Annotated in this window: 9 protein-coding genes; 6 read left to right on the plus strand and 3 right to left on the minus strand. The window is 56.4% G+C overall.

The genetic code is table 11. From position 1 onward, the window contains the following. Positions 1–4790, minus strand: a 4790-nt coding sequence (locus AC3WUF_RS06250; RefSeq protein ID WP_492423593.1) for a calcium-binding protein, incomplete at its 3' end; no start/stop codon positions are given. A gap of 67 nt (positions 4791–4857) precedes the next feature. Further along, positions 4858–5313, minus strand: a complete 456-nt coding sequence (locus AC3WUF_RS06255; protein ID WP_492423595.1) for a hypothetical protein — start codon at positions 5311–5313, stop codon at positions 4858–4860. A gap of 339 nt (positions 5314–5652) precedes the next feature. Between AC3WUF_RS06255 and AC3WUF_RS06260 the strand changes: the two genes are divergently transcribed. The 6 genes from AC3WUF_RS06260 to AC3WUF_RS06285 all read left to right on the plus strand — a co-directional run bounded on the left by AC3WUF_RS06260 (position 5653) and on the right by AC3WUF_RS06285 (position 11694). Then, positions 5653–8118, plus strand: a complete 2466-nt coding sequence (locus AC3WUF_RS06260; RefSeq protein ID WP_492423597.1) for a trypsin-like serine peptidase — start codon at positions 5653–5655, stop codon at positions 8116–8118. Between the two features lie 139 nt (positions 8119–8257). Continuing rightward, on the plus strand, positions 8258–9418 hold the full coding sequence (thcB4, locus tag AC3WUF_RS06265) for a Thoeris type III anti-phage system protein ThcB4 (protein WP_492423599.1): 1161 nt from the start codon (positions 8258–8260) through the stop codon (positions 9416–9418). Continuing rightward, complete coding sequence (thcA, locus tag AC3WUF_RS06270; RefSeq protein WP_492423601.1) at positions 9415–10023, plus strand: Thoeris type III anti-phage system protein ThcA; 609 nt, start codon at positions 9415–9417, stop codon at positions 10021–10023. The genes thcB4 and thcA overlap by 4 nt, the downstream gene beginning before the upstream one ends. Beyond that, a complete protein-coding gene (locus AC3WUF_RS06275) occupies positions 10020–10520 on the plus strand; it encodes a TIR domain-containing protein (protein ID WP_492423603.1) in 501 nt (166 codons plus the stop codon). Before thcA ends, AC3WUF_RS06275 begins: the two co-directional genes overlap by 4 nt. A 40-nt stretch (positions 10521–10560) precedes the next feature. Further along, positions 10561–11073 (plus strand): toll/interleukin-1 receptor domain-containing protein, encoded by a 513-nt coding sequence (locus AC3WUF_RS06280; protein ID WP_492423605.1) that lies wholly within the window; start codon positions 10561–10563, stop codon positions 11071–11073. Positions 11074–11109: 36 nt separating this feature from the next. After that, positions 11110–11694 carry a TIR domain-containing protein gene (locus AC3WUF_RS06285; protein ID WP_492423607.1) on the plus strand — a complete coding sequence of 195 codons (585 nt, stop codon included), beginning with the start codon at positions 11110–11112 and terminating at the stop codon, positions 11692–11694. 310 nt (positions 11695–12004) lie between these two features. Here AC3WUF_RS06285 and AC3WUF_RS06290 read toward each other — a convergent pair whose 3' ends face one another. Next, complete coding sequence (locus AC3WUF_RS06290) at positions 12005–12631, minus strand: DUF6036 family nucleotidyltransferase (protein WP_492423609.1); 627 nt, start codon at positions 12629–12631, stop codon at positions 12005–12007. Positions 12632–13597 lie beyond the last annotated feature (966 nt).

Genomic DNA, 13597 nt, shown 5'->3' on the forward strand with positions numbered 1-13597 from the left:
TTATCGCCACGAAGTGTGTCGTTTCCGGCGCCTCCATTCAGGGTGTCGTTCCCTTCGCCACCCTCCAGGAGGTCATCACCGTCATCGCCATAAAGCGTATCGTTGCCGCCGTAGCCGTAGATGGTGTCGTTGCCGCCCAGGCCCCTCAGCGTATCTTCAGTGCTCTCGCCATGGAGCGTATCGGCACCCGAGGTGCCTCCAACCGTCAGCACGTAGACGTCGTCGTAGACCAAAACTGTTCCATCTGCGAAACGGAACTGATCAATGCGATACGCACCAGCTCCGTCTCCAGAGAAGTGATTAGTGACGGTCAGCGTATCGGCCGTACCGGCGATAGCGACGATCAGATTGGTTCCGGAGCGACGGTACGTGACATCGGTCGACAGGACATCAGCTCCGAACTCGACAACGTCCAGGCGCCCTGCCCCAGTGTCATAGCTCGTGATCGTGTCCTGGCCTGACCCACGGCCGAACACGTACACGTCATTGCCGGTGCTGCCGTTCAGCGTGTCGTTGCCGGCGCCGCCGTCAATACGGTCGTTCCCAGACTCGCCCTCCAAACGGTCATTTCCAGCACCGCCAAAGAGCGTGTCGTTCCCGTTATCGCCACGAAGTGTGTCGTTTCCGGCGCCTCCATTCAGGGTGTCGTTCCCTTCGCCACCCTCCAGGAGGTCATCGCCGTCGTCGCCGCTCAGGGTATCGTTGCCGCCATAGCCGTAGATCGTATCGTTGCCGCCCAGGCCGCTGATCGTGTCGACTGTGCCGTACCCGTAGATCGTGTTCGCGGCCTCGGTCGGGATCTGAACGATCTCCTTGATCGCCGCAACGTCTTGAATCGTGCCATCCGCGAAGCGGAACTGGTCGATGCGGTATGCGCCCGCAGCGTCACCGTCGAAGTAATTGCTGACCGTCAGCGTATCCGTCGCACCGGCAATAGCGATGAGCAGGTTATTGCCGGAACGGCGATATGTGACGTCGGTCACCAGAACGTCAGCCCCGAACTCGACGACATCGAGACGCCCTGCCCCCGTGTCATAGCTCGTGATCGTGTCCTGACCTGCCCCACGACCGAAGACGTACACGTCATTGCCGGTGCTGCCGTTCAGCGTGTCGTTGCCGGCGCCGCCGTCAATGCGGTCATTCCCAGACTCGCCCTCCAGCCGGTCATTCCCGGCACCGCCAAAGAGCGTGTCGTTTCCATTGTCGCCGCGAATCGTGTCGTTGCCAGCGCCGCCGTTCAGGGTGTCGTTTCCGTCGCCACCCTCCAGAAGGTCATCGCCGTCGTCGCCGCTCAGGGTATCGTTGCCGGCATAACCGTAGATCGTGTCGTTACCGCCCAGGCCGCTGATCGTGTCGACGGTGCCGTACCCGTAGATCGTGTTCGCCGCTTCGGTCGGAACCTGAACAATATCCTTGATCGCCGCGACGTCTTGAATCGTGCCATCCGCGAAGCGGAACTGGTCGATGCGGTATGCGCCCGCAGCGTCACCGTCGAAATAATTGCTGATCGTCAGCGTATCCGTCGTCCCGGCGATCGCAATGAGGAGGTTATTCCCCGAGCGGCGGTACGTAACGTCGGAAACTAGAACGTCAGCCCCGAACTCGACGACATCGAGGCGCCCGGCGCCGGTGTCGTAGCTGGTGATCGTGTCCTGACCGGATCCGCGACCGAAGACGTACACGTCATTGCCGGTGCTGCCGTTGAGCGTGTCGTTGCCGGCGCCGCCGTCAATACGGTCGTTCCCAGACTCGCCCTCCAAACGGTCATTTCCAGCACCGCCAAAGAGCGTGTCGTTTCCGTTATCGCCACGAAGTGTGTCGTTTCCGGCGCCTCCATTCAGGGTGTCGTTCCCTTCGCCACCCTCCAGGAGGTCATCACCGTCGTCGCCGCTCAGGACATCGTTGCCGCCATAGCCATAGATCGTGTCGTTGCCGCCCAGGCCGCTGATCGTGTCGACGGTGCCGTACCCATAGATCGTGTTCGCCGCTTCGGTCGGGATCTGAACAATCTCCTTGATCGCCGTGACGTCTTGAATCGTGCCATCCGCGAAGCGGAACTGGTCGATGCGGTATGCGCCTGTACCGTCTCCATTGAAATAGTTGCTAATAGTCAGCGAATCGGTCGTTCCGGTAATTGCGACTATCAAGTTGTTGCCCGAACGGCGGTACGTAACGTCGGAAACCAGAACGTCAGCCCCGAACTCGACGACATCGAGGCGACCGACTCCGGTGTCATAGCTCGAAATCGTATCCTGTCCGGAATCGCGACCGAACACGTACACGTCGTTTCCGGTGCTGCCGTTCAGCGTGTCGTTGCCGGCGCCGCCGTCAATGCGGTCATTCCCAGACTCGCCCTCCAGCCGGTCATTTCCGGCACCGCCAAAGAGCGTGTCGTTTCCATTGTCGCCGCGAATCGTGTCGTTGCCAGCGCCGCCGTCCAGGGTGTCGTTGCCACCGCCGCCCTCTAGAAGGTCATTGCCTTCACCACCGTCAACGTGATCGTTACCGTCGTTGCCGTAAAGCTGATCCGCGCCTGCGCGACCAAGAAGAATGTCGTCGTTCGATGTGCCGTCTACTCTTCCGCCCGCAATAGGCGCAACTCTGAATCCATACTCTCGAAGCAAGGTCAGAAGCTCTACCGAGGGTTGTACGCCTTGCAGCAAGGTTCCAAGAAGCTGGAAGCCATCCCAGCCACCACCTGCGCTCATGCCCTCAACTGCACTAGTCAGGTCTAGGATGTCTGCTGCCCCAATGATGGGGTCAGCTGCGAACTGAGCGGTGAGTTGTGCGGTGAGCGCCGAATAATCAACTTGGGCTCTGCCCTGAGCGTCTGTCGCGATGTCGATCAACTCTACATACGGTCTCAGGCGCGTACTAAGAACCAGGCTTTGGTAAACGTAGTCAGCGAGCTGCGAGTAAGCCTGTTCAAGCAAAGCAACTTGCTCTACCGACAGAGTAATCGTTGGGCGTAGCGCTACGCCTCCTCCGCCACCACCGCCGCCTCCGCCACCACCACCGCTAGGTTGCCCTCCCGGCCCACTTGCCATCTGAGACGTCCTGAGCTCGTAGAACGACTGTCCGTTGAATAGCTCGAGAATCGATAGCTGCGCGACAAGGCGATCAAAGGTTGTACCTGCACTGTGCACAACCCCGGCGCTCTGGGTAAATGCCAGCCCCCATTGCGCCTGCTGGACGCCTTGAGCCGTGGTTTGACCGTGCCCTGTGTTGGCCCATAGGCCCAGCATCTGGTCGAGCAGCGCGTATTGCTGATCGCGAGTGGTTGCAGCTGTGTATTGAGTAAGAAGTGCTGCCAGGTCCGGGGACAGGCTTGCTGCTTCTAGAAGGTCACGAACTACGCCGGCACCGCGGATATTGGCGATGTTTAGCTCGGCAACGTCTTCGGTCAGCGGGATGGTGTCAGTGAAAATTCGATCGACATGACTCACCCGGAAGTTCACATCCGCCAAAACTCTTTCACTACCATCGGCAGTGATGTACGTTCCGTCCTCGGCAATTTGATTCCCATTGCTCAAGGTGACGACTTGGGTGTCATGAGAAAGGCCGAGGGACTGGATACCGAGCTCATCAAGAGTTAGGAGCTCGCCTGCATCACTTACACCGTCTGAATCCAGGTCGCGCCAAACACGAAGGCTGCCAAACAAGGCATCTGACGCATCAATCCGTCCATCGCTGTTGCTGTCCAGCGCTCTCAGCGCAGAAAACCCGTTTGACGCCAGCCCTCCAGAACCAACGACGGTCTGATCGCCGAAAAGCTCTCGGCCACTATCAATTTGACCGTTGCCATTGACGTCGCGAACCAATATCCCGTCGTCTGGAGATATCCAGCCTGTGGGTGTCCGGATTCCGTCGCCATCATGATCAAATCGAACCCCAGCGCTGCCCACTTCGGCGAGCGTCTCAATTCCGTCGCCATCCAGATCCAATACCAGAGGATCCACGCGTCGACGCCAAATTAGGGCGTCTGCAAAAGCATCCTGAGACAGCTCTAACGGCCGCTGGATGTAGTCCGGAATTCCGTTCTCGTCCGCGTCCCAGTCATCTATCCCATCGTTGTTGTTCGGATCAAATGAATGCTCAATTAGCTCAAGAATCGCCTCAATCTCGGCTCCGTTGATGTCACCATCGCCTTCGATTGGTTCGTTGCCACCCGTGTTTCCACCCCCACCAGTTTCGCCACCACCCGTGTTTCCACCCCCACTGGTTTCGCCGCCGGTGGAACCTTCTGAGTCTCCATCGCCTGACCCACCACCGTTATCTCCATTGCCTCCTCCGCTAATTCCGCCATTCTCTCCTTGTATCACTTCAACATATTCGTATTCCGACGGAGTGGAGTTCCCCATCAGCTCAAATAGATCGGCCGTAAGATCGACAGCTAAATCCGCGATTTCTGAGCCAAACTCCGTGTCAAAGAACACGCCTGCCAACGCGACCGCGCCTACCAACGCAGCAACCTCAGGAGCGATCGCGACCCCCACGATGCCTATGCCGACGGCTCCGACGATCGCCACAACATTTCCAGTCACCGCGAGCACGTCACCAGGCTTAACTCGCTCGCCACTTTGAATGTCGGTAATGATCACAGCGCTTGTTAGGAGGGCCGATGCCGGCGCTAGGGCAATCGTCGACCCTATCCCAATCCCAAAAGCAGAAATCAATTGGCCCGCATCGGACAGATTCCGGATGTTCGACTGATTCTGCCAATCCGTGGTGACGCCATCGCCCACGGTTAAAAATACTACGCCGATCTCCAAAGTCTGTGTGGCACTCATTATGATTTCTCGCGATTTCTCTATTGAACTGGTGAACGGGGAACCAACTTCATTCCGACCTCAATGGTTAATCGAGAACATCGATAAGCCTGAGAACAACGATCAGTATCAGCATTCCACCCAATCCGTACTTCACTAGATAGGCAGGCCAACCCGGATGCTTTTTATCGAATTCTCGAATTAAAGTTGGCATCAGTCCGATGCCCATTCTGGTACTTTTGTTCTCAGGAATATCGACTTTAAATCTCTCGAAGAAGAGCAACGTAAGAATGATGTAGGTCGGAGGAGCCACTCCAACGAGAAATACGGCTAGAGATAATTTGAAGTTTCCTTGTAGCAGGGCACTCACGGATACGACGGAGAACAATACGATGAGTGATCCCAGGAAATATCTAAGGAACGGCGTAAGCTTTGAAGTTCTTTCAGGCTTCATCTGAAAATGCTCTTCGCGTAGGTTTTGGTGTTGTGGGAACCGATAGATAGCCTTGCGCTCTGAGAGAAGCGCTCGGCTCTTGTTTGCCACGAGTTCCCCGACACAACTTAGATCAGCCGCGCGGACTGCGCGAGCCCCAGTCTCCGCACTTCAAATCAGACCATGCCGCGCGGGCAGCCCGCGTACTGGCCTAAGCACGCCCTCTATGAGAAGAGACCGGGAACTGCCCCACAGCGCCCAGCGGACTTAACTGTCCATCGCTCGCACGATCGATCATTCGGTAAAGGGAAATTTTGCATCCACTATGTCGATTTGACCTGCACTCGGAATACCCCCAGAAGTTACGGTACCCAGGTCGCAATCTACAGAACAGCTGACCATACGGACAGGTTCCAGAGGATGCTTTCTGTGGCAAATAGGCGATGCAGTTTGAAATCGAATCCGCTGACGACGAGAATTGGACACAGGCGACCGGCGGCGAAAGCGAAGGCGGAAAGTTTCGAACTTTTACTTAATGTCGGCGGCCAGGCCCGAAAAACCCGCTGGAGCGAGCTGATGCGCAAACTGCCTTTCCTTGCTGCCCTTTTTCTGCTGCCGGCTTCAGCATATGCGCTGACACCAGACCTGAGCCGGCTCGACGACCTGCCGTTGCATGTCGTCCCCGAGGCAATCACTGCCAAGGCCATCGAGCAAACGCAGGAGCACAAAGGCGCTGGACCAGCCATCTTCGCCGTGACGGCGACGCTTCCGGTAGGCCTCGACGGCGGCGTCTGGGATCAGATTGACGCAAGGACCGATCGCTGGCGCGCCCGAGTGTATTCCGCTGGTGCGCTGTCACTGCTGATGGAGTTTGGCGAATTTCACTTACCGGCAGGCGCTGAGCTGTGGATCTACGACGTCAATGGCGAAGCCGTCCAAGGTCCGTACACGAGCAGCAACCACTCAGCCGAAAGCAGTCTGTGGACTGCTTTGGTCCCCGGCGAAATGGCAGTCATCGAACTCCAGACGCCGATCGGCACGCGTGATCGGGTGCAGTTGGCGTTGGCCCGGCTGGGGCATGGATACAAGAACGCGCGCGATCTCGGTGATAGTGGCGCGTGCAACATCAACACCGCATGCAGTCTAGGAAATGACTGGCGCAACGAAATTCGGGCAACGGTCAAGTTACAGATCCCGTACGGTAACTCCGTAGGTGTCTGCTCTGGAACGTTGATCAACAATCTGAGACAGGACAACAGGCCCTACATCCTGACCGCTGATCATTGCGGCATCGGTGAGAGTGGCAGCCCAGCGTCGGGTGTAGTCGTTTACTGGAGCTTCCAAAACAGCTCATGCAATGGCATCGAAAACGCCAGCGATACTCAGAACCAGACTGGCACAATCCTGCGCGCAGATGACCGCCAGACCGACTTTACGTTGCTGGAACTATCGAACCCACCGAGTAGCGCGTTCAATGTCTACTTTGCAGGATGGGACAGCAGCGGCGCCGGCGGCTTGACGGGCATCAGTATTCATCACCCGTCAGGCGACGCTAAGAAAATCAGCGAATTCACGAGACCTCTAAGAAGAAGCACAGTTCAAATCGAAGACGGCGGCCCGGACATTCCTGCATGGCAGGTTACACAGTGGCAGCAGGGCACAACTGAGCAAGGCTCGTCAGGCTCAGGTCTGTGGAATCAGGACCACCAGATCGTCGGCACTTTGTCTGGCGGCTCCGCCGCCTGCAGTGGCACCGTCGACAATAATCGGCCCGACTTCTATGCGCGCCTCGACACCCAGTGGCTGGCGGGCTCGGCATCCAATCGACAGCTCAAGGCTTGGCTCGACCCAAACAACACCGGACTGCGCAGCGTCGACGGCAAGAATTCAGCATCAGATACCACGCCTAATGCTTTCCGCTTTACGGCGCAGACCAACGTGCCGACGAATAGCCTGCGGAAGTCGAACACGATCACCGTGAGCGGCATCAATGCCGCATCCCCGATCAGCGTCATTGGTGGCGGGACTTATTCGATTGGTTGCACGGCAACATTCACGTCGGCGGTTGGTACCATCAACAATGGTCAGACCGTCTGCGTGCGGCGCACCTCGTCTCCGAAGGCCAACACCGCCGTCGACACTACCCTTTCTATTGGCGGCATCAAGGGCGTGTTTGCGGTGACGACAGGGGCCAAAGACACCGCGCCCAACGCTTTCAGCTTTAAGGCGCAGACCAACGTGCCGATTAATAGCCCGCGGAAATCGAACACGATCACCATAAGCGGCATCAATGCCGCATCCCCGATCAGTGTCAGTAGTGGCGGAGCCTACTCGATCGGCTGCACGGCAACATTTACGACGGCGGTCGGCGCCATCAACAATGGCCAGACCGTCTGCGTGCGGCGCACTTCGTCTTCAAGTGCAAACACCACCACTAACACGACTCTCAGCATCGGCGGCGTCAAAGGCGTATTTGCAGTGACGACGTTGAGCGCCGACACAACGCCCGATGCCTTCAGCTTCACAGCGCAGAACTTCTTACCAACCAACAGCTTACGGGTTTCGAATACGATCACCGTGAGAGGCATTGATGCCGCATCGCCGATCAGTGTGAGCAGCGGTGGAGCCTATTCGATTGGCTGCACGTCGACATTCATGTCGGCGGCCAGCACCATCAATAATGGCCAGACTGTCTGCGTGCGGCGCACCTCGTCGTCGAGTAGCTATACCACGGTCGATACAACACTCACCATCGGCGGCATCAATGGCGTTTTCACGGTGACAACCGGGGGCTCAACTTCTGGTGGCGGCGGCGGATCGTCCTGTTGCCGGGTATGTTCGACTGGCAAACCCTGCGGTGATTCCTGCATTTCACGCAGCTATACCTGCCACGTAGGACCGGGGTGTGCGTGCTGATGTAGGCGTCACTCCGCGACATTTCAGCGGGCTCGCGCTGCAGGAGCGAGAAGGGTACATCGGGATGTAAATGATGCCGCCGCCCCCTGCTTAACCCGCCACTCTCCAACCGCTATCCATAAGGAGCCCTAGTAAGACAATGCCCCTGTATCACATCGGAATAATGGGCGTCCCGCCGGCATCAGTACTAGACGCTTTGAAAGTCACGGTTCTCGCAAGGATCGGTGAGTTCGGACTCGCCGAGGAATTGGCTCTGACGCCTGAAAGCGAGTCGTTTTCCCCGCCCCAAGATCATGCGGCGGTTGTAGTGTATTTCGGCGCCCCTGGAGCTCCGGATCAATCCGCCAAGCTTAAGGAGCTGATGAGGAATGGCGTTGCTGTGCTTCCAGTCGTCTCCAGTTACGCAGCAGTCGCCTCGGAGATTCCGGAGTGTCTAAGGCCAATCAATGCAATAGATTTGAGTGCTTCTGACCCTAAACAAGAGAAACTCGCTGCCGCCGTGCTGGAAGTGTTAGGTCTATTGCCGCGACAACGACGAGTCTTTCTAAGCTACCGTCGAGACGAGTCGAGGGAGGTTGCGCTGCAGCTTTTCGAGACCTTGTCAGCGAGACATTTTGACGTCTTTGTTGATACCCACGCCGTCCCGTTTGGCGTCGATTTTCAAGAGCACCTCTGGCATCGACTTAGCGACTGCGATGCGCTGGTGATGCTCGATACGCCGACCTATTTCGAAAGCAAGTGGACACGTATGGAGTTTGGAAAGGCTCTTGCTAAAGACCTTATTCCTGTTCGTTTGGCTTGGCCAGGCGTCCCTCGCCACCCGCGCAGCATCTCTGGCCTCTCGCTGGAATTCACCGACGCTGACTTCGTGAACGCCGCAAAGTCGCGGCTGGCCGACGAAGCTTTGGCACGCTGCGGGCTTCTGATTGAGCAGGCGCGTAGTAAAGGCCTAGCGCTACGGACGGTGAATATGGTGACAACACTGACCTTAAGTGCTCAACGGGTCGGGGGGCACTTTCTCGGACTGGGTCCACGACGAACCGTTGTGATCGAGGTGCCCGACAAGCATCGTGTTCTTATTTTTCCATCTGTGGGGGTCCCCACGGCGGAGCACCTCCAATTAGTGACCACTATTGAGGGTGAGTCCGATTCCAGAGCCGTCGTTTACGACGAATGCGGAATAGCGCCGGGCTGGCAAGAGCACCTAGATTGGATTGGAACACAAGTTAAGGCAGCGCGCTGGCTCAAGCTCGGAAAAGCGCGGTGGGATTTGTCGACCTGGGTGGATGACGCCGCATGAGCTCTATCTTCCTCTCCGCAGGCGTACCCGAGCCCTCAGACCCGCAATATGGAGACGCCGACCCATTGCGCATACTCGCGGCTGTTCGCGCTTTGTGCATCGTAACTCTGCGGACACAAAAGATCGTTTGGGGTGGCCACCCTGCCATTACACCGATGATCTGGGCGGCCTGCGTCAATCTCGAAGTCGATCCCCTGAAGGCTGTCCATCTTTACCAATCACTGCATTTCCCAGAGGAGATGCGGCCGCCGGAGAATAGAACCTTCGGAACTGTCACTGACGTCGACAAAAGTGATGATAGAGAAACCAGTCTGCTAAAGATGCGACAGCAGATGCTCACCGAGCACCGATTCGCGGCTGGCATCTTCATCGGCGGCAAACGGGGAATCGAAGATGAGTTCGCTCTGTTCAGAGAATTCCAACCACAGGCTTCTCCTGTCGTTCTTAGATCGACCGGAGGTGCCGCTGGTCGGCTTGGAGCGGAGTTTCCAGATTTCAGCGATCCCGGAGGCGACTTTGTCGACTACGTCGGGCTGTTTGCTAGGACGCTCGGGGAGCTGGAACCCGAGCCACATTTTTCAAAGGCAGAGAAAAGAAAGCCATGAGCGTGAAAAAGCCCAAAGTCTTCTTCAGTTTCCACTTCAACGGAGATGCCTGGCGAACGCAGACAGTTCGACAAATCGGTGTGCTCGAAGGTGACGAGCCATTGGAACCTAACGCATGGGAAACCGTCAAAAAGGGCGGCGATTCCGCCATCGAAACCTGGATTGATCGGCAATTGAAGGGTTGCGATTGCCTGATCGTATTGGTTGGCGCGGAAACCGCACAACGGCCTTGGGTGACTCGTGAGATTTGTAAAGCTTGGGACAGCGGCATCCCAGTGCTCGGCATTCGCGTGCATAAGCTACTTGATAGCAATAGGCAGCCAAGCAAGGCGGGTGACAACCCGTTCGATGGCATCAATCTAAACAACGGCGAGGTCCTAAGTCAGCATCTCAAACTACACGACCCCGGCGGTGCAAGCAGCAAGGATGTCTACGCCACGATTTCGGACAACATCGCCGGATGGATAAAGACGGCCGGCCGTCGAAAGATGACCTAAACACACGTACAACCGCTTTCCTCTACAAGTAAGGATATGCATGGCGCTTAATCAGAACGATCTTCGTGCGGCCGCTAGACGTAACATCCGCCCTCGTTTCCGCAGCTTGGTCGAGGCTTCGACTGGCGGCGCGAGGACAGCATTTTTGTGCCACAGCCACAAAGATCATGAACTCGTGCGCGGTCTCGTTCAGGCTTTTGAAGAAGCAGAACTAAAGATTTATGTCGATTGGGAGGATTCCAGCATGCCGGAAATTCCCGATCGCAACACAGCTTCTCGAATTCAGCAGAAGATCAGAACGTTGAACCTGTTTCTGTTTCTTGCCACCGCGAACTCAATGTCGTCGCGTTGGTGCCCCTGGGAAATCGGATTTGCAGATGGCGTGAAGCCAATCGACTCCTTGCTAATAGTCCCTACTTCGGACGGCTACACGACGCACGGATCTGAGTATCTGGATCTCTACCGGCGCATTGACCGAGCAAACGACGGTGCCCTAGGAGCTTGGCAACCGAAGGATTCTAATAACGGGTCACTTCTCCGAAACATTTGGTGAAGACACGGTTTGTGATTTCAGGATCCGGAATCTGCCATGGCCAAGAAAGTTTTCTTTAGCTTCGATTATCGCGATGTGGCTGACTTTCGCGCCAACGTCGTGAGACAGCATTGGGTGACCAAGGCGGATCGGCAGATTTCAGGTTACTACGATCGCTCGATCTGGGAGGCCGCACAGACTCAGGGCGAGTTGGCGCTCAAACGACTGATTAATGCCGGCTTAGACGGGACGTCGAACACCTGTGTTCTGATCGGATCTCGTACGTACGAAAGACCATGGGTTCGATACGAGATTCTTAAGAGCTTCAAGGCTGGAAAGCATCTCTTTGGCGTTCACATCAATGGCATTAAGGGTAAAGATGGCACTACGAAAATCAAAGGCCCCAACCCCTTGGAATACGTCGGTGTTTCCTTTTCCGACTCGGGATTAACCTGCACCCTATGGGAATGCGCGAGCACGCAATGGGAAGAGTACACGCGCATCGACGGGTCATCGTCGTTTCGTTCGGAGGCAGTCCCGCAGAAGTTTCGTGGGCAGTTCTTTAAGCTAGCCGAGTTCTGCAAGGTCTACGACTGGATCGGAGACAACGGATTCGAGAACTTCAGCACTTGGGTCGGATAGACCGTCGGCGCTTTGATCAGGCGCGTACGACTGCATTCGATCCCGGAGCCAAGAACCAGGAACCCCTGCCAGGATTGCTGCAACTTGCAGGAATTCTAGGGGCGCGTTCGGCGTAGGAAAGCCCCTGCCACTTTTTGACGCTCAATCTCAATACACAGGTCAATCCGCGTTCGGCGTTCCCAACCACGCCGAGTCGGCGGAATGCCATTTATGGGAAATTCGCTTTCAGCACAACGGTGAGATCGATTGGACGCGACCTGCCCTGTTTCAGTGGCCGTAGCGTATGGTGCGTTCGAGCCTGCCATGGGCGTCATCCATGCGAAGGCCCTCGCTTTAAATGGCCTGCGGGCTTCGTCGGACCGGGTGCCGGTCGGGGCTCATCTGTCGCACCGTCCGTCATTTTCAATTTTGGATCGAAGCTATATGCAATTCTCTGGCGAATTAGCAATCGCAATTCGTCGTTCACGGGCATCTCGTCGACCAAGCCTTCAAGTACCTCTCTGTCGACTATGCGATGCCGAGCCATCTCAAGGTTGAACTCAATATCCTTTTCCCGCCCCGCTGCATACTTCGCCATGGCGAGGTCGTGGGGGCTGATGCACAAGCCGCGCCCGCGGCCAGTGTTTTCGTTGGCCACGATTACGACGCGCGATCGCCAGTTGCGTGGAAGGGTTGCTGTCTTCGAATCTACGGTCTGCGCATAAATACCGTGACTATCGTGGAAGGGTGACATTTCGCCTAACACCCCTTCGATCTCTTCAGCATCCTGCGTCTTGAGATTTGCTGGGTAAATGTCCGCTTCCATTGACCTGGCCAGCACTTCGGGGGGATTCGGTATGGCTCCGAGAACCGATTGACTTCCGACAATCACGAATTCGTCGCCCTCGGCCAACTCGCCGCAGGCGCGTATCAAATGCTCAAGCTGCGAACGATTCATAGACCTGCCGCCTTTCTTCGCTCGTCAAAATTCCCGTCATCGGAGACGTCTGTCGCAGTTGTTGGCCGCGAGGAGAATTTTCGAGGCAAAGCTTGACCAGGGAAATAACTCCCTCCTCCGCGGCTGTTTCCCACTGCCTAAGTAGGGCTTCTGTTCCAGAGTCGCGATGTGTGACTCGGAATCGATGAATGTTGGGGATGACTTTGCGATCTATCCAAGCAGGGTCGTCCAGTAATTTGGAAGCGATCAGTGCATGAAGCGCCGCACTTCGAGCATCAAGTCGAGCGTGTGGGTTGGATCGTTGATTACGCGGGACGAGCCTGAGCTCGACGTCCGCGGAATCTAAGAGTCTGGCAATTGTCGCAAAATCCCCTGTCCCGCGGTTTCTAATTCGACTTACGGTTTCTGGGGCAACTTTTGCCCGTGCAGCCAAGTCCTTAGCCGTCATGCCCGAGAAAGCGTGCACCTGATTCAGTAGGTCGATGAGGCGACTCTGGGGTAGTTTGAATTCCATGAATTGATCTTAAAGTCAATTGATCTATGCGTCAATATAGCCTTCAAACCCGTCAAATCCCCAGCGCGGTCAAAACTGACGAGCCTTTACGCCCCTTTTTACCGATGCCACTTTGGATCAAATCGTCGAGCTACTGCTTCCGGCTCGTTCTAGAAGCGTGTCAAACCTCATATCGCCTCAGATGCCGAAGTCGAGGCCGTAGACCTACTCGATCGTCGGTACGCGCATATCCCCGCGCTTCTCTTAGGGACCCACTTACGTTGCGAGATCGGATGTCACACATGCCCTCACCTCGCAACACAAACTTTACGAGGCATGTTTGATGACCCAAGTCTGTGCACTTCGATTGAAACCACGATCTTTGCGCTTACAGAGAAAGCTCGGACTTCGGCTTGAACTCACCGATCGGTCCCAACGACACAGAATCTTGAGTGGGTGTTGATTTGGGAGCA

This window comes from Fontimonas sp. FW305-C-3 (assembly GCF_058783185.1).